This is a genomic window from Streptomyces sp. NPDC005962, assembly GCF_040629205.1.
Lineage (GTDB): Bacteria > Actinomycetota > Actinomycetes > Streptomycetales > Streptomycetaceae > Streptomyces.
The window spans coordinates 1-17,702 of sequence record NZ_JBEXVE010000012.1 but is presented as its reverse complement, the minus strand read 5'-3'; the positions used below and the strand labels follow the sequence as shown (position 1 = coordinate 17,702).

General features: G+C 72.3%; 13 protein-coding genes. 4 read left to right on the top strand and 9 right to left on the bottom strand.

Annotated features, from left to right (window positions below):
* Window positions 1-140 precede the first annotated feature (140 nt).
* From coaE to rpsA, 3 genes are all read right to left on the bottom strand, one after another.
* The gene (coaE, locus tag ABZ370_RS21005) at window positions 141-746 is read right to left on the bottom strand and encodes a dephospho-CoA kinase (RefSeq protein WP_358622922.1); all 606 of its coding nucleotides are present in this window, start codon (window positions 744-746) and stop codon (window positions 141-143) included.
* Between the two features lie 26 nt (window positions 747-772).
* Window positions 773-1,717, bottom strand: a complete 945-nt coding sequence (locus ABZ370_RS21000) for a PAC2 family protein (protein WP_358622919.1) — start codon at window positions 1,715-1,717, stop codon at window positions 773-775.
* Window positions 1,718-1,923: 206 nt separating this feature from the next.
* The gene (gene rpsA, locus ABZ370_RS20995; RefSeq protein ID WP_358622916.1) at window positions 1,924-3,432 is read right to left on the bottom strand and encodes a 30S ribosomal protein S1; all 1,509 of its coding nucleotides are present in this window, start codon (window positions 3,430-3,432) and stop codon (window positions 1,924-1,926) included.
* Window positions 3,433-3,787: 355 nt separating this feature from the next.
* Here rpsA and ABZ370_RS20990 point away from each other — a divergent pair, with 355 nt between their 5' ends.
* Both ABZ370_RS20990 and ABZ370_RS20985 read left to right on the top strand, forming a co-directional pair.
* Entirely contained in the window at window positions 3,788-4,669 is an 882-nt protein-coding gene (locus ABZ370_RS20990) for a methyltransferase domain-containing protein (RefSeq protein ID WP_358622914.1), read from the top strand.
* Between the two features lie 15 nt (window positions 4,670-4,684).
* Entirely contained in the window at window positions 4,685-7,840 is a 3,156-nt protein-coding gene (locus tag ABZ370_RS20985; RefSeq protein WP_358622912.1) for an ATP-dependent helicase C-terminal domain-containing protein, read from the top strand.
* 25 nt (window positions 7,841-7,865) lie between these two features.
* Here ABZ370_RS20985 and ABZ370_RS20980 read toward each other — a convergent pair whose 3' ends face one another.
* From ABZ370_RS20980 to polA, 6 genes are all read right to left on the bottom strand, one after another.
* A complete protein-coding gene (locus ABZ370_RS20980; RefSeq protein ID WP_358622909.1) occupies window positions 7,866-8,240 on the bottom strand; it encodes a hypothetical protein in 375 nt (124 codons plus the stop codon).
* Window positions 8,237-8,455 carry a hypothetical protein gene (locus ABZ370_RS20975; protein WP_234357101.1) on the bottom strand — a complete coding sequence of 73 codons (219 nt, stop codon included), beginning with the start codon at window positions 8,453-8,455 and terminating at the stop codon, window positions 8,237-8,239. Before ABZ370_RS20975 ends, ABZ370_RS20980 begins: the two co-directional genes overlap by 4 nt.
* Window positions 8,456-8,504: 49 nt before the next feature.
* The gene (locus tag ABZ370_RS20970; protein WP_358622906.1) at window positions 8,505-9,509 is read right to left on the bottom strand and encodes a DUF3068 domain-containing protein; all 1,005 of its coding nucleotides are present in this window, start codon (window positions 9,507-9,509) and stop codon (window positions 8,505-8,507) included.
* Between the two features lie 17 nt (window positions 9,510-9,526).
* On the bottom strand, window positions 9,527-9,661 hold the full coding sequence (locus ABZ370_RS20965; protein ID WP_358622903.1) for an SPW_0924 family protein: 135 nt from the start codon (window positions 9,659-9,661) through the stop codon (window positions 9,527-9,529).
* 227 nt (window positions 9,662-9,888) lie between these two features.
* Complete coding sequence (locus ABZ370_RS20960) at window positions 9,889-11,688, bottom strand: lytic transglycosylase domain-containing protein (protein WP_358622901.1); 1,800 nt, start codon at window positions 11,686-11,688, stop codon at window positions 9,889-9,891.
* Between the two features lie 159 nt (window positions 11,689-11,847).
* The gene (gene polA, locus ABZ370_RS20955) at window positions 11,848-14,586 is read right to left on the bottom strand and encodes a DNA polymerase I (RefSeq protein ID WP_358622899.1); all 2,739 of its coding nucleotides are present in this window, start codon (window positions 14,584-14,586) and stop codon (window positions 11,848-11,850) included.
* A 144-nt stretch (window positions 14,587-14,730) separates the two neighbouring features.
* On the opposite strand from polA, the gene ABZ370_RS20950 reads away from it, so the two are divergent.
* Together ABZ370_RS20950 and ABZ370_RS20945 are read left to right on the top strand one after the other, a co-directional pair.
* Window positions 14,731-17,031: an FdhF/YdeP family oxidoreductase gene (locus tag ABZ370_RS20950; protein ID WP_358622896.1), complete on the top strand. Its 2,301-nt coding sequence runs from the start codon at window positions 14,731-14,733 to the stop codon at window positions 17,029-17,031.
* Between the two features lie 76 nt (window positions 17,032-17,107).
* Window positions 17,108-17,578: a hotdog fold thioesterase gene (locus tag ABZ370_RS20945; protein ID WP_358622894.1), complete on the top strand. Its 471-nt coding sequence runs from the start codon at window positions 17,108-17,110 to the stop codon at window positions 17,576-17,578.
* Window positions 17,579-17,702: the final 124 nt, after the last annotated feature.

The following is a 17,702-nucleotide window of genomic DNA, read 5'->3' as shown; positions in this document are numbered from 1 at the left end:
TTCCCTCGGAGTGTTCCCTCGGCGATGATCGTCGGTACGGGCAGCACAACAATCACCCCGCTCCGCCGCATTCCCGTCCGCGCCGCCGGGCAACCCCCGCCGTCGGCCGCCCGGCCTCAGCCGGTGGTAGCCGCCCGGCCTCAGCCCGTGGTGGCCGCCCGCTCCACCAGCTCCGTCCAGACCTTGCGGACCTGCGGCTCCAGCCCCTCCAGCGGGCCATCGTTGTCGATCACGACGTCGGCGACGGCCAGCCGCTCCTCGCGGGTCGCCTGGGCGGCCATCCGGGCCCGCGCCTCGTCCTCGGTCATGCCGCGCAGCCGCACCAGCCGGTCGAGCTGGGTTCCGGGCGTGGCGTCGACGACCAGGACCAGGTCGTACAGGGACCCCAGGCCGTTCTCGGCGAGCAGCGGGACGTCGTGGACGACGACCGCCTCCGGCCCGGCGCCCGCCTGCAGCTCGGCGGAGCGGTCGCGGACCAGGGGGTGGACGATGGCGTTCAGGGCACGCAGCCGCTCGGGGTCGTTGAAGACGATCCCGCCGAGCTTCGGCCGGTCGAGCCGGCCGTCGGCGGTCAGCACTGAGGGGCCGAACTCGGCGACGACGGCGGCGAGGCCGGGGGTTTCCGGTTCGACCACCTCACGGGCGATCCGATCGGAGTCGATCAGAATCGCGCCGTAAGAGACCAAGATCCGCGAGACTTCGCTCTTGCCCGCGCCGATTCCGCCCGTGAGCCCCAGCTTCAGCATGGGGCCCACGCTATACGGACCGCCGCTCAGGCGCCGCCCTCGCCCTCCCGCTCGGCCAGGAAGCGCTCGAACTCCGCGCCCAGCTCATCCGCCGACGGCAGTTCGGCAGGCTCCGCGACCAGGTTGCCGCGGCTCTCGGCCCCGGCGACCGCGTCGTACTGGTGCTCAAGGCCCCGTACGAGCGCGACCAGCTCGTCGTCCCCCTCCGAGACCTGCCGCTCGATCTCCTCCTGCGTCTTCAGCGCCTCGTTGCGCAGCGCGTGGGCGGCGCCCGGCAGCACCAGACCGGTAGCCGCGGTGACCGCCTCCAGCGCGATGAGCGCCGCGTCGGGGTAGGCGGAACGGGCCAGATAGTGGGGGACGTGGGCGGCGACCCCGAGCACGTCGTGGCCCGCCTCGCCGAGCCGGTACTCGATCAGCGACTCGGCGCTGCCGGGCACCTGGGCCTCGTCGAAGAGACCGCGGTGGCCGGGCATCAGATCGGTGCGGTTGCCGTGCGGGGTCAGGCCCACCGGCCGGGTGTGCGGAACGCCCATCGGGATGCCGTGGAAGTTCACGGCGAGCCGCACGCCGAGCCGCTCGATCATCTGCCGCACCGCGGCCGCGAACCGCTCCCACTCCACGTCCGGTTCGGGTCCGCAGAGCAGCAGGAAGGGTGCCGCGGTCGCGTCCCGCACCAGGTGGAGTTCGATGGCCGGGGTCTCGTAGCCGGTCCATCGGTCGCGCTGGAAGGTGAGCAGGGGGCGCCGGGCCCGGTAATCGACGAGCCGGTCGTGGTCGAAGCGGGCGACGACCTGCCGCGGCAGCCCGTCGAGCAGCCGCTCCACGATCTGGTCGCCGGTCTCCCCCGCGTCGATATAGCCGTCGAAGTGGTAGAGCAGCACCAGCCCGGCCGAATCCCGGGAGGCTATCGCGTCGACCTCCGCGAGTCCGCTCGGTTCCCATGCGTACAAATCCTGCGGATCAAGCACTGTGACCGCTCCTCCTTGTGTTCCGTACGCGAAAACACCACACGGGGGCGGGCGCATTCCCGGACCCCGGCCACAACTCCTGTGCGCATCATGGCCGTCCGCGCCCCCAGACATGCGTCGGGACATGCGTGAGGCCCGCTCCCCCGAAGGGGAGCGGGCCTCACGGTCGATCAGCCGGTGCCGCTAGCGGTCAGCGGCACAGCGGTTCAGCTCTGGCCACCGGCCAGCTTCTCGCGGAGCGCGGCCAGCGCCTCGTCCGACGCCAGGGCGCCGGAGTTGTCGGCCGACTCCGAGGAGTACGAACCGCCGCCGGAAGCCTGCCCGCCGCCGGGCGCCGGGGCAGCGCTGGTCGCTCCCTCGGCAGCGGCCTGCTCGTCGGCCTCGCGGGACTTGATGACCTGCGCCTGGTGCTGCTCGAAGCGGGTCTGCGCGTCGGCGTACTGACGCTCCCACTCCTCGCGCTGCTTCTCGTACCCCTCGAGCCAGTCGTTGGCCTCGGGGTCGAAGCCCTCGGGGTAGATGTAGTTGCCCTGGTCGTCGTAGGACGCGGCCATGCCGTACAGGGTCGGGTCGAACTCGACCACGGACGGGTCGGAGCCGAAGGCCTCGTTGGCCTGCTTCAGCGAGAGGCTGATGCGGCGGCGCTCAAGGTCGATGTCGATGACCTTGACGAAGATCTCGTCGTTGACCTGGACGACCTGCTCCGGGATCTCCACGTGGCGCTCGGCCAGCTCGGAGATGTGGACCAGACCCTCGATGCCCTCATCCACGCGGACGAACGCACCGAACGGAACGAGCTTGGTGACCTTACCCGGGACGACCTGACCGATCTGGTGGGTCCGGGCGAACTGCTGCCACGGGTCTTCCTGCGTCGCCTTGAGCGACAGGGAGACGCGCTCGCGGTCCATGTCGACGTCGAGGACCTCGACCGTGACCTCCTGGCCGACCTCGACGACCTCGGACGGGTGGTCGATGTGCTTCCAGGACAGCTCGGAAACGTGGACCAGACCGTCGACGCCACCCAGGTCCACGAAGGCACCGAAGTTGACGATGGAGGAGACGACGCCGGAGCGCACCTGACCCTTCTGGAGGGTGGTGAGGAAGGTCTGACGGACCTCGCTCTGGGTCTGCTCCAGCCAGGCACGGCGGGACAGGACCACGTTGTTGCGGTTCTTGTCCAGCTCGATGATCTTCGCCTCGAGCTCCTTGCCCACGTAGGGCTGGAGGTCGCGAACGCGGCGCATCTCCACCAGGGAGGCGGGGAGGAAGCCGCGGAGGCCGATGTCGAGGATGAGACCACCCTTGACGACCTCGATGACGGTACCGGTGACGATGCCGTCCTCTTCCTTGATCTTCTCGATGGTGCCCCAGGCGCGCTCGTACTGGGCGCGCTTCTTCGAGAGGATCAGGCGGCCTTCCTTGTCCTCCTTCTGGAGAACAAGGGCTTCGATCTCGTCACCGACGGCGACGACCTCATTGGGGTCGACGTCGTGCTTGATCGAGAGCTCGCGGCTCGGGATGACACCTTCGGTCTTGTAACCAATGTCGAGCAGGACCTCGTCCCGGTCGACCTTCACGATGACGCCGTCGACGATGTCGCCGTCGTTGAAGTACTTGATCGTCTCGTCGATCGCGGCGAGGAAGGCTTCCTCGTTACCGATGTCGTTGACCGCAACCTGCGGGGTGGTGGCGGTGGTCTCGGTGCTGCTCGTCATGTGGGAAAGGGCTCCGGTACGGACATTGAGTCGTAGGTACTGCTACGCCGAGGACCCTCTATCGCACTGCCGAAGCCGGCCAGCCTGTGAGGCGTGATCTTTCCGAGAGCCCGAAAAGCGCCTCGACAACCGAGGGGACTTACAACAGATGCGAGCGCGGCCTGCTCCGTCTGAGTCGCACAGGCCCGCAGCGCAACTTGTAGCATACGGGGGCGGCCGGGCATGGTCAATGCACGAAGAGCGCACGTGGGGTCTAACGCCCCGAACCCGGCAATTTGCAAGTCACTGCTGCGACGCGGTCCCTTGCCGTGCCCCGCAGTCACAGGTCGATACAGAGAGTACGACGACGCGCCTGATGGTCCAAGAACACAAGCCCAGCGCTGCCTTCGAGGCCGCCGGGGTCCCCGAGCCGCCCGAGGCCTCCGAGCCCACCGCCACCCGCCGGATCGCCGACGACACGGAGAGCAGCCGGGCCAGCCGCGGCTGGTGGGACCGCAACGCGGACGAATACCAGGAGGAACACGGCGCCTTCCTCGGCGACGACCGGTTCATCTGGGGCCCGGAAGGGCTCGACGAGGAGGAGGCCGGGCTGCTCGGGCCCGCGGACCGGCTGAAGGGACGCGACGTACTGGAGGTCGGCGCGGGCGCGGCGCAGTGCTCGCGCTGGCTCGCGGCGCGCGGGGCCCGCCCCGTGGCGCTCGACATCTCCCACCGGCAGCTGCGGCACGCCCGCCGGATCGACGCGGAGGCGGCCGCCCCCGGCCCGTCCGGCGTCGCGCTGGTCCAGGCCGACGCGACCGCGCTCCCCTTCCGGGACGGTTCGTTCGACCTCGCCTGCTCGGCGTACGGGGCGGTGCCGTTCGTCGCGGAGCCGGTACGGGTGATGCGCGAGGTGCGCCGGGTGCTGCGGCCGGGCGGCCGGTGGGTCTTCTCGGTGACGCATCCGGTGCGGTGGGCGTTCCCCGACGAGCCCGGGCCCGAAGGGCTGAGCATCTCCGGCTCGTACTTCGACCGCACCCCTTATGTGGAACAGGACGACGAGGGCCGTGCCGTCTATGTGGAGCACCACCGCACCCTCGGTGACCGGGTACGGGACGTCGCGGGCGGGGGCTTCCGGCTGATCGACCTCGTGGAACCGGAATGGCCCGCGTGGAACCGTCAGGAGTGGGGCGGCTGGTCCCCGCTGCGCGGCGGCCTCATTCCGGGTACGGCCGTCTTCGTCTGCGAGCGGGACTGAGCGGGGGGATCGGCCATGCGCAGGGACATCCGCACGGACATCGGGACGGACATCGGGACGGGCATCCGCACGGACATCCTTGGGCAGTTGCCCGTCCGCGACGCCGTACCGGAGCTGCTGCACGCCCTCGACCAGCGGGGGTCGGCGGTGCTGTGCGCACCGCCCGGGACCGGCAAGACCACCCTGGTGCCGCTCGTCCTGGCCGGACTGCTGGACGGCGACGGGGGGCCGTCGGCACGGCGGGTCCTGGTGGCCGAGCCGCGCCGGATCGCGGCGCGGGCCGCCGCGCGGCGCATGGCGTGGCTGCTGGGCGAGCGGACCGGCGAACGAGTCGGCTTCACCGTACGAGGGGAGCGGCAGGCCGGGCCCCGCACCGTGGTCGAGGTGGTCACCACGGGTGTGCTGGTGCAGCGGCTGCAGCGGGACCAGGAGCTGGCCGGAGTCGACGCCGTCGTCCTGGACGAATGCCATGAGCGGCACCTGGACGCCGATACGGCGGCCGCCTTCCTGCTGGACGTCCAGGCCACCCTGCGCCCGGAGCTGCGGCTGATCGCCGCGTCGGCGACGACGGACGCGGAGGGGTGGGCGCGGCTGCTGGGCGGCGGTGACGGCTCACAGCCCGCTCCGGTCGTCTCGGCCCCGGGCGTGTCGCACCCCGTGGAGGTGGTGTGGACTCCGCCCGTACGTCCCGTAAGGCCACCGCACGGGATGCGGGTGGACCCGGCCCTGCTCGAACACGTCGCGGACGTGGTGCGGCGCGCGCTGCGCGAGCGGTCCGGTGACGTGCTGTGCTTCCTGCCCGGCGTCGGCGAGATCGGCCGGGTGGCCGGGCTGCTGGGCGGCGCCGACGCGGACGTCCTCCAGGTCCACGGACGGGCCCCCGCCGCCGTACAGGAATCCGTGCTCGCGGGCGCGGACGGCGGCCGGCGGCGAGTGGTGCTGGCGACCTCGGTCGCCGAGTCGAGCCTGACCGTGCCGGGCGTACGGATCGTCGTCGACAGCGGCCTCGCCCGCGAGCCGCGCATGGATCACGCGCGGGGGCTGAGCGCGCTGACGACCGTACGGGCGTCCCGGGCCGCGGCCCGGCAGCGCGCGGGACGCGCCGGGCGCGAGGCGCCGGGCACGGTCTACCGCTGCTGGCCGGAGGCCGAGGACGCCCGGCTGCCGCGCTTCCCGTCCCCGGAGATCGCCGAAGCCGACCTGACGGCCTTCGCCCTCCAGGCCGCGTGCTGGGGCGAGCCGGACGCGTCCGGCCTCGCCCTGCTCGACCCACCGCCCGCCGGGGCCATGACGGCCGCGCGCGAGGTGCTGAGCGCGATCGGCGCCGTCGACGCGACCGGACGCGCCACCGAGCGCGGCCGCCGCATGTCCCGCCTCGGCCTCCACCCCCGCCTCGCCCGCGCCCTCATCGACGCCGCCCCCGAGGTCGGCGCCCGCCGGGCGGCCGAGGTGGTGGCCCTGCTGAGCGAGGAGCCGCCGCGCGAGTACGGCGACGACCTGGCCGCCGCCTGGCGCACCGCCCGCCACGGCGGCGACCCGTACGCCACCCGCTGGCGCCAGGAGGCCCGCCGCCTGGAACACGCGATCACCGGAACCACGGGCCGCACGCGTAGGGATGACGCCCCCGGCCCGTCGTCAGCGGCGCCCACCGATGGGCAGGCCACCCGGGACCCCGGGGCCGAGGCCGAACGCCCGGCCGCCGGAACCGGCCAGCCGGGGACCGCACCCGGCGAGCGCGGGCGGCCGCACACCAGCCAGCCACCCGGCAGCCACCAGGCCACACACGGCAGGCCCACCGTGGCGACGCCCCCGGACGGGCAAGCCGCGCCGCACGCCGGGGCCGAAGCCGAGCGCGCGGGCGCCGGAACCGGCCAGCCGGGGACCGCAGGCGGGGGCGAGCGGCCGCACACCAGCCAGCCGCCCGGCAGCCGCCAGGACGCACGCGGCAGGCCCACCTCGGCAACGCCCCCGGACGGGCAGGCCGCCCCGGGCGCCGGGGCCGAAGCCGAGCGCGCGGGCGCTGGAACCGACCAACCGGTGACCGCACCCGGCGCTCCGGACGGGGGCGGACAGCGGGGCAGGGTGGCTCCGGCCGCCGGGCCGGGTGGCAGCCGGGGTACCCGGCGCGCCGACGACACCGTGGGGCGCGGCGGTGGGGGCCCGGGCCGGGCGCAGGGGCAGGGGGGTGCGGCGCGGTCCGAGGATGCCGTCGCGGGGCTGATCGTCGCGTTGGCGTTTCCCGAGCGGGTGGCTCGGCTTCGGGGTGGGCGGGCCTATCTGATGGCGGCCGGGACCGGGGCCGAGCTGGGCGACGGGTCGCGGCTGGGCGGGGCGCCGTGGCTGGCCGTGGCGGTCGCGGACCGGCCGGTGGCCGCCGCGTCGGCGCGGGTGCGGCTGGCCGCCGTCACCGACGAGGAGACGGCCCGTACGGCGGCCGCGGCGCTGGGGTCGGACGGCGAGGAGGTGCACTGGGCCGACGGGGACGTCGTCGCCCGGCGGGTGTCCCGGCTCGGGGCGATCGAGCTGGTGGCCCGGCCGCTGGCCGCGCCCGACCCGGCGCTCGTGCACGCGGCGCTGCTGGAGGGGCTGCGCCGCGAAGGGACGGGGCTGCTGCGGTGGTCCGCGCAGGCCACGGCGGTGCGGCAGCGGATGGCGTTCCTGCACCGGGAGCTGGGGGCGCCCTGGCCGGAGGTGTCGGAGGCGGCGCTGCTGGCGGACCCCGACACGTGGCTGGGCGTGGAGCTGGGCCGGGCCCGGCGGCGGGCGGATCTGGGGCGGGTGGACGCCGGTCAGGCGCTGGCCCGGCTGCTGCCGTGGGCGACGGGCGACGCGGCGCGCTTCGAGGAGCTGGCGCCGGAGCGAGTCGAGGTGCCGACCGGGTCGCGGATACGGATCGAGTACGGGGACGGGCAGCCGGTGCTGGCGGTGAAGCTGCAGGAGCTGTTCGGCTGGCAGGAGTCGCCGCGGATCGCGGGCGGGCGGGTGCCGCTGCTGGTGCATCTGCTGTCACCGGCGGGGCGTCCGGCCGCGGTCACGGCCGATCTGGCGTCGTTCTGGCGGGACGGCTACCGGTCCGTACGGGCCGAGCTGCGCGGCCGTTACCCCAAGCATCCGTGGCCGGAGGACCCGACGGTGGCCGAGCCGACGCGGCGCACCAACAACCGCCGCTGACAACCGCCGCTGAACGGCACCGGGTTCATGCGGCCCAGGCGCGCAGCCGCCGGGCGGTCTCGCTCAGGCGGAGCCGGTTGTCCCGTATGTCGCGGATGAGGCCCACCATGGCGCCGGACGGCGGGGCGATCGCCTCGCCGGACTCCTCCAGGTACATCTGGGCGCAGGCGGCGCCGATCACCGCGTTGTAGTCGGAGAACGGTTCCAGGATCAGCGAGGTGTGGAGGAAGGTCGCGGCGCGGGCCGCGGCCTCCTCGTAGTACGGCTCGCCCGCGAACCGTTCGTAGCGGTGCCGCTCGCTCATGCAGTGGAGTGCGCCCCAGTCACGCACGGGGGTGTTCACCGGGGAGACATCGACCTGCACGTTGAGCACCCAGCCGGCGTCGACGTACAGGATCAACGCAGCCCTTCCGGGAACTCCCGCTCGAACTCGGCCTTGTATCCCATGGCGAACCGCACGGCGCCCTCGACGAAGCGCTGCTTCTGGCGCCGCCGCACGACGTCCTCGGTCAGTATGTCGTGGGCGAGGCGCTTGATGGCCACGCCCTTCTCCTTCGCCTCCGCGCGCAGCTCGGCCAGTTCCTGCTCGGTGAACTCGATCGTGATACCCGGCATGGAGCGCATGCTAGCCAGCCGACTACCGAGATCACTACCGGCATCACTATCAGGAGGGAACGCGGGGACGGAGGTTGACGAGCCGTCGCCGCACGCCCTGCCCGAGCGCCCCCTCCCGACGGCCGCGCGCCTCCAGCAGCAGCGCGAGGGCGAGCAGTCCGGCGCCCAGCACCCCGAAGCCCCAGGGCAGATACGTCGTGAAGGCCAGGACCAGCTGCCGCTGGGAGCTGACCATCTTGACCGTGTGGGCGATGTAGTCCTCGCGCATCTTCACATGGCCGGAGAAGACGGTCACCCGGTCCCGGCCGCCCAGCAGCGTGCCGCCGCGCAGCTCCTCGCGGTGGATCTCCTGCCCGTTGACGGGCGCGCCGGTGGTGGGCTCGACCCAGAACATGCGCTTGGTGGTGTACCAGCGGGAGGTTCCGGCCTTGCGGACGGTCTCCGGGGTGACGCCGTCGACCGGCATGGTCTTGGGCAGCGGGACCTTGGTCCAGGGGATGGTCTGTTCGAAGTAGTACACCGTCAGACCACGGAATTGACGGGTCCCCTTGTAGTGGATGGGCGCGGAGGTGCGGGTCTGGGCATCGAAGTAGCGGTAGTCGCGCTTCTCGGTGAGGAAGGGCCACTTGTACTCGATGCCCTCGCGGCGCACGGCGTCACCGTCGACGTGTTCGCCGCCCGCGTGCACCGGGTCCTGGGAGTGGGCGTCGAAGACGTAGCGCTCGGGGATACGGGAGACCATCTTGCCGTCGGGGCCCTGGATGTAGGACAGGGCGTCCCAGACGACGACGTCGCGCCCGGTCTCCTTCCCGGCCTTCTCGGCCGCGCCCACATTCCCGCGCAGGGTCTGCACGATGCTGACCTTGGAGACCGTGCGGGGCTTCATGGTGGCGTAGTCGAGCAGGGTGGCGGGGCGGGCCTCCAGGACCGCCGTCTGGTACTCGCTGGGCGGGATCTTGGCGAGCCGGGGGAAGGCGTACCAGCGCACCAGCGGCCCGAGGGCGGCGAAGAAGACGGCGAAGGCGAGCAGTACCAGGCTGGCTTTGCGGCGCATGGCGGGGCGTCCCTCCCTCAGGGGTGCTCGGGGACGGTGGTGAGCAGCGGCTTGGGGGAGGTGGTGCCGCCGGGGGCGCCGATGGCCGTCACCGTGAAGACTAGGGCGAGGGCGGCGGCGAGTCCGATCGCGGCGGCGGCGAGGGCGCGCATGCGGGCCTCCCGTGGTTCCGGTACGAGGCGGATACGGCCAGAACTGACGTGACGTCAGATCGGCCGGGGCTGGGGCACCGTAGCAACGGGGGGCGCAGATGAGAACCAGAACGGCTGAACGCGAACGCGCCGCCCCCGGGCCCGGTGAGGGCTCGGGGGCAGCGCGCGGTGTGCCCGGTCGGCGGCCGCTGGGCGGTGTGCCCGGTCGGCGGCCGCGTCGGCGGCCGCTACGAGGCGGCGGCCGGGGTGACGGTCAGCTCGACGTCCAGGACGCCGCCGTCGGCCGTGGTGAGACGGAGCAGGTAGCTGCCCTCGTGCTGGTCGGTGAGGATCTTCGGCAGCGTCAGCTGTCCCAGGGCGTTGGTCTTCAGACCGGTCAGGGTGCGGACCGGCTTGCCCTTGGCGTCCAGGAAGTACGGGCCCTTGTCGTTGAGCTCGGGCTTCTTGGCGTCCGTGATCATGGTCGCGGTGACCGGGACGCCCGCCGCGACCTTGCCCTTGTAGGTCGCCTTGACCGTGAGGAGATCCGCGAACGAGCCGCCGGTCCCGGTCTTGAGGACGCTGTCGCCGAGGCGGGCCAGCGCAGCGGCCTGCGGTACGGGGCGGGGCTTGACGGTCCCGGCGAAGTCGACCGGGGCCACCTTCTCGTGCCCGACGGCCGTGGCACGCAGGGTGAACGACCCGGCCCGCTCGCCCGCGAGCAGCTTGGGCGCGGTGGCGGTGCCGTCGGGGCCGGTGAGCACCGTGGCGGAACGGAGGAGGCCGATGAAGCGGGCGCTCGTCTCGCCGCGGATCTCGTACTTCACGCGCGCCGCCGCCACCGGCTTGCCCTTGGCGTCCACCGCGAGGATCTTGGGGGACCCGCTGAACGTCTCACCGGCGGTGGCGGTGAGCTGCTTGGCGCCGACCGCGGTCAGCTTGGCGGTGCCGGTGGGCTTGGGGGCCGGGGTGGTGGGCGGCGTGGTCGGCGTGGTCGGGAGGGTCGGGAGGCCCGGGCCGTCGTCGCCCGGGTCGGGCGAGGGGGACGTGGACCCGCCGCGCCCGTCGTCGGGCTTGGGCAGGGTGTGCGCAGGGTCGCCGCCCTTGCCGGAACCGTCGCCCTTGTCCTTCCCGGAACCGTTGCCCTTGCCGGACTCCTTGGAGCCGGTCTTCGAGCCGGCCGTGGAGCCGTCACCGGGCGGGTCGCTCCGCTCCGAGGGCAGCACACCGGCGCCGTCGGGAACCTCATGGGTGCCGCTCTTGTAGTACTCGAACCACGACAGGACGGTGTTCAGATACTCCTGCGAGCGGTTGTAGCCGAGGATCGCGGCGTTGAGGTCCGCCTGGACGGACAGGTCACGGTTCTTGGCGCACAGGTAGTTCCCGGCGGCGAGCGCCGCGTCGTAGATGTTGTTGGGGTCGCTGCGGCCGTCGCCGTTGCCGTCCCTGCCCCAGCCCGCCCAGGTGGACGGGATGAACTGCATGGGGCCGACGGCCCGGTCGTGGGTGGTGTCCCCGTCGAACTCGCCGCCGTCGCTGTCCTTGATCAGGGCGAAGCCGTTGCCGTTGAGGGCCGGGCCGAGGATGGGGCTGACGGTCGTCCCCTCCTGGTCCACGTTGCCGCCGCGGGCCTGGCCGGACTCGACCTTGCCGATCGCGGCCAGCAGCTGCCACGGCAGGTTGCAGCCCGGCTTGGACTCCCTGAGCGACGCCTCCGCCTTCTTGTACGCGGCGAGGACGCTCGCCGGGATACCCGCCTCGGCCTTGGCGCTACTGCCCGGGAACCCCGGCAGGTCGATCGAGGAGCCCGGTTTGTCCGGCTTGGTCAGGGGCGGCAGATCGGTGTGGTACGACGAGTCGCCGTCGATGGGCGTATCGGGCGACGGCTGCGCCCCACTGGCCCGGTCCCGGTCCCGGTGGTCCCCGTCGCCATGCTCCTGGGCGGCGAACCCGGGCGCCTGAGATGCGGTGAGAGCGGCCATCGCGGCCGCCGCCACCGCCGTCGTGGCCGCCCCTTTTCGCAGACGTCGGCCGATAAACGGTGCCATCCGTGCGTCCCTCCCGTCGAACACGATGCGCTCCCCCGCGCGTCAACCCTGGTGACACTACGACAACTTACGGCCCCGCGACCACCGCTGCCCACCACCCGTCAGCAGCCATTCAGGGCCGGGGCCTTGACGGTTCCGCCAGGCGGCCGGGCGCGCCCCTCAGTGGGCGGCCGACTCCCAGTCGGTGCCGACGCCCACCGACACATCCAGCGGAGCGCGCAGTTGGAAGGCACCGGCCATCTCGCGCCGCACCAGCTCCTCGACCCGCTCCCGCTCCCCCGGCGCGATCTCCAGCACGATTTCGTCATGCACCTGGAGCAGCATCCGCGACGAGAGTTCGCCCGCCGTCAACGCGGCGTCCACCTTCAGCATCGCGATCTTGACGATGTCGGCGGCGGTGCCCTGGATCGGAGCGTTCAGCGCCATCCGCTCGGCCATCTCGCGGCGCTGCCGGTTGTCGCTGGTGAGATCGGGCAGGTAGCGGCGGCGGCCGAGCATCGTCTCCGTGTAGCCGACGGCGCGCGCCTCCTCCACCACCCGCTGCAGATAGTCGCGGACCCCGCCGAACCGCTCGAAGAAGGTCTCCATGAGGCGGCGCGCCTCGTCCGGGCCGATGCCCAGCTGCCCTGAGAGGCCGAACGCCGAGAGCCCGTACGCCAGGCCGTACGACATGGCCTTGATCTTGCGCCGCATCTCCGGGTCGACCTCGGACTTGGCGACGCCGAACACTTGGGAGGCGACTGTGGTGTGCAGATCCTCACCGGAGGTGAACGCCTCGATCAGGCCCTCGTCCTCGGAGAGATGGGCCATCACCCGCAGCTCGATCTGGCTGTAGTCGGCCGTCATCAGGGATTCGAAGCCCTCGCCGACGACGAAGCCGCGCCGGATCGCCCGGCCCTCGTCCGTACGCACCGGGATGTTCTGCAGATTCGGGTCGGTCGACGACAGCCGGCCGGTCGCCGCCACGGTCTGGTTGAACGTGGTGTGGATGCGGCCGCCGGGCGAGACCGTCTTGATCAGCCCCTCCACGGTGGAGCGCAGCCGGGCCTGCTCCCGGTGGCGCAGCATGATCACCGGGAGTTCGTGGTCGGTCTGCCCGGCCAGCCAGGCCAGCGCGTCGGCGTCCGTCGTGTACCCGGTCTTGGTCTTCTTCGTCTTGGGCAGGCCCAGCTCACCGAAGAACACTTCCTGAAGCTGCTTGGGCGAGCCGAGGTTGAACTCGTGGCCCACCGCGGCGTGCGCCTCCTTCACCGCCTGCTGGACGGCGCCCGCGAACTGCTGCTCCATGCGGTCCAGCCAGCCGCGGTCGGCGGCGATACCGGAGCGCTCCAGCCGGGCCAGCAGCTCGGAGGTGGGCAGCTCCACATCGCTCAGCAGCCCGGCCGCGCCGACCTCCTCCAGCCGGCCCCGGAACGCCTCGCCGAGGTCGAGGACCGTACGGGCCTTGATCATCAGGACGTCCTGCTCGGCCTCCTCGTCGGCGCCGAAGGCGAGCTGTCCGCTGTCCGCGGCCGCCGCCGGGGACAGCTCACGGCCCAGGTACTCCATCGACAGGGCGTCCAGCTCGAAGGAACGGCGGCCCGGCTTGACCAGATACGCGGCGAGCGCGGTGTCCATCGAGACGCCCGCGACGGACCAGCCGTGCTCGGCGAAGACCCGCATGGTGCCCTTGGCGTTGTGCAGCACCTTCGGCCGGTCCGGGTCCGCGCTCCAGGCCGCGAAGGCCCGCTCGTCGGCCTCGTCCAGCTCCGTGGGGTCGAAGCAGACCGCGGGCCCGCCCGCGGTGGCCAGTGCGACCTCGCTGACGCTGCCGCTGCCCAGCGCCCAGGTGTCCACGACGGCCAGACCCAGCGGCTCGGCGCCGCGGTCCGCCAGCCAGGGCGCCAGCTCGCCCGCGCCGAGCGTCACCCCGTCGACCTCGACGCCGGGGGCCGCCGCGGCGGGCTCCTCCTCGGCCGCGCCCGGGTCGACGGCCAGAATCCGGTCGCGGAAGTTCTGGTGGCGGAACTCCAGCGCGTCCAGCACGACGGACATCGCGTCCCGGTCGTACGGAATGCGCTTGAGGCCGTCGGGGCCGGTGCCCAGCTCCACGTCCCTGACCAGCTCGGTCAGCTGCCGGTTGAGCTTGACGGCCTCCAGGTGGTCGCGCAGCTTCTCGCCGACCTTGCCCTTGACCTCGTCGGCCCGCTCCACCAGCTCCTGGAACGACCCGAACTGGTTGATCCACTTCGCGGCGGTCTTCTCACCGACCCCAGGAATGCCCGGCAGGTTGTCCGACGGGTCGCCGCGCAGCGCCGCGAAGTCCGGGTACTGGCGCGGGGTGAGGCCGTACTTCTCCTGGACCTTCTCGGGGGTGAACCGGGTCAGCTCGGAGACGCCCTTGGTCGGGTAGAGCACCGTGACATGGTCGGTGATCAGCTGGAAGGAATCGCGGTCACCGGTGACGATCAGCACCTCGAAGCCCTCGGCCTCGGCCTCGGTGGCAAGGGTGGCGATCACATCGTCCGCCTCGAAGCCGTCCACCGCGAAGCGCGTGACGTTCATCGTGTCCAGCAGTTCGCCGATCAGCTCGACCTGCCCCTTGAACTCGTCCGGGCTCTTGGAACGGTTCGCCTTGTACTCCGCGAACTGCTCGGAGCGCCAGGTCTTGCGCGAGACGTCGAACGCCACCGCCAGGTGCGTGGGCTGCTCATCACGGAGGGTGTTCGCCAGCATCGAGGTGAAGCCGTAGATCGCGTTGGTCGTCTGGCCGGAGGTCGTGCTGAAGTTCTCCGCCGGCAGCGCGAAGAACGCCCGGTATGCCAGGGAATGCCCGTCCAGCAGGAGCAGGCGGGGACGGTCGTCCCCCGTACGGTCGGGGGCGGGCGCTGCGGTCTTCTTCGATGCTTTCTCTGCCACGCCCCCGATCCTGCCACGCCCCACCGACAACGCTCTCCGCCTCCCACCCCCGGCGCCTCCCGGGTGGCTCCGGAGTCGGTGACTCATGAAAGGATCGAGGGGGAACAGGCCTTGCACACGCCGAGCCAACACAAGGGGAGCGACATGGCAGCCAAGCCGCCCGCAGGCGATCCGGTCCAGGACGCGCCCGAGGTCGCACCCCCCAAACACGCCGCCGCCGGGCTCACCGCGGTCGGGCACTCGCTGCGCATCGCCCATCAGCAGATGGGAATCCGCCGCACCGCCCTCACCCTCATGCGGGTCAACCAGAAGAAGGGCTTCGACTGCCCGGGTTGCGCCTGGCCCGAGGGCGAGAAGCGGCACGCCGCCGAGTTCTGCGAGAACGGCGCCAAGGCCGTCGCCGAGGAGGCGACCCTGCGCCGGGTCACCCCCGAGTTCTTCGCCGCCCACCCGGTGGCCGACCTCACCACCCGCAGCGGCTACTGGCTCGGCCAGCAGGGCAGGCTCACCCAGCCCATGTACCTGGACGAGGGCGCCGAGGCCTACGAGCCGGTGAGCTGGGACCGCGCGTTCGACATCATCGCCGACGAACTGCGGGCCCTGGACTCCCCCGACGAGGCCGTCTTCTACACCTCCGGCCGCACCAGCAACGAGGCCGCCTTCCTCTACCAGCTCTTCGCCCGCGAGTTCGGCACCAACAACCTCCCCGACTGCTCCAACATGTGCCACGAGTCCTCGGGCTCGGCACTGACCGAGACCCTGGGCGTCGGCAAGGGCAGCGTGTCGCTGGAGGACCTCCACAAGGCCGACCTGATCATCGTCGCCGGGCAGAACCCGGGCACCAACCATCCGCGCATGCTCTCCGCCCTGGAGAAAGCGGTGACCAACGGCGCGAAGATCATCTCCATCAACCCGCTGCCCGAGGCGGGCCTGGAGCGGTTCAAGAACCCGCAGAACGCCCGCGGCCTCGCGGGCAACGGCACCTCGCTCACCGACCTCTTCCTGCAGATCCGGCTCGGCGGCGACCAGGCCCTCTTCCGCGTCCTCAACAAGCTCATCCTCGAAGCGAGCGAGGGCGAAGCGGGCGCGGGCGTCATCGACGAGGACTTCATCCGCGAGCACACCCATGGCTTCGAGGAGTTCGCCGCCACCGCCCGCGCCGCCGACTGGGACGAGACGCTGGCCGCCACCGGCCTCACCCGGGACGAGATCGAGCGCGCGCTGCGCATGGTCCTGGACTCGAAGCGCACCATCGTCTGCTGGGCCATGGGCCTGACCCAGCACAAGCACTCGGTGCCCACCATCCGCGAGGTCGTCAACTTCCTGCTGCTGCGCGGCAACGTCGGCCGCCCCGGCGCCGGGGTGTGCCCGGTGCGCGGCCACAGCAATGTGCAGGGCGACCGCACCATGGGCATCTTCGAGCGGCCCGCCCCGGCCTTCCTGGACGCCCTGGAGAAGGAGTTCGGCTTCGCCCCGCCGCGCGGGCACGGCTTCGACGTCGTCCGCGCCATCCGCGCGCTGCGCGACGGCGAGGCCAAGGTCTTCTTCGCCATGGGCGGCAACTTCGTGGCCGCCTCCCCCGACACCGACGTCACCGAGGCCGCCATGCGCGCCGCCCGGCTGACCGTCCACGTCTCCACCAAGCTCAACCGCTCGCACGTGGTCACCGGCACCCGCGCCCTGATCCTGCCCACCCTCGGCCGCTCGGACCGGGACATCCAGGACGGCGGGCCGCAGTTCGTCACCGTCGAGGACTCGATGGGCATGGTGCACGCCTCGCGCGGCAGGCTGGAGCCCGCGAGCCCGCACCTGCTCTCCGAACCGGCCATCGTCTGCCGACTGGCCCGGCGGGCGCTCGGCCCGGACAGCACCACCCCCTGGGAGGAGTTCGAGCGCGACTACGCCACGGTCCGTGACCGCATCGCGGCCGTCATCCCCGGGTTCGAGGACTTCAACACCCGGGTCGCCAACCCCTCCGGCTTCGCACTGCCGCACGCCCCGCGCGACAGCCGCAGCTTCCCGACCACCACCGGCAAGGCCAACTTCACCGCCGCCCCGGTCGAGTACCCCACCGCCCCCGAGGGCCGGCTGCTGCTGCAGACCCTGCGCTCCCACGACCAGTACAACACCACCATCTACGGCCTCGACGACCGCTACCGCGGCATCAAGAACGGCCGCCGGGTGGTGCTGATCCACCCCGAGGACGCCCGCGAGCGGGGGCTCGCCGACGGGGCGTACGCCGACCTGGTCAGCGAGTGGACCGACGGCACCGAGCGGCGCGCCGCCGGGTTCCGGGTGGTCCACTACCCGACCACCCGCGGCTGCGCCGCCTCGTACTACCCGGAGACCAACGTCCTGGTCCCGCTGGACTCCACCGCGGACACCAGCAACACCCCGGCCAGCAAGTCCGTGGTGATACGGCTGGAACCCACCCACCCCGTCTAAGCGTTCGCTCAGCACGCCTGATAAGAAGCCTGATAAGAAGGTGGACACCGCACACAACCGAACGGAGCCGGTTCCGATGGGCGAGCAGACCAGCGTGAAGTTCCCGCAAGAGGTCATCGACGAGTACGCGGCACTCGGCGTCGACCTCCCCGCGCTGTTCTCCGCCGGTCACCTCGGCGCCCGCATGGGCGTGCAGATCGTCGAGGCCTCCGCGGAGCGGGTCGTGGGCACCATGCCCGTGGAGGGCAACACCCAGCCGTACGGGCTGCTGCACGGCGGCGCCTCCGCCGTGCTGGCCGAGACCCTCGGCTCGGTGGGCTCCATGCTGCACGGCGGCAGCGGCCGCATCGCGGTGGGCGTCGACCTCAACTGCACCCACCACCGCGGGGTGCGCTCCGGCCTGGTCACCGGCGTCGCCACGCCCGTCCACCGGGGGCGCTCGACCGCCACGTACGAGATCGTCATCAGCGACGAGCAGGACCGCCGGGTGTGCACCGCCCGGCTGACCTGCCTGCTGCGCGAGGCGGAGGGCCTGCCGAAGCCGTAACGGCCCATCGCAGAAGCAAGAAGCGCCACCCCCCGGGGGCCGGGGGGGGCGGCGGGGTGCTCGTCCCGGGGGGGGCGGGGGTTGGGGGGCTGGGGCGCGGGGGTCGGGTGCGGCGCCCCCCAGC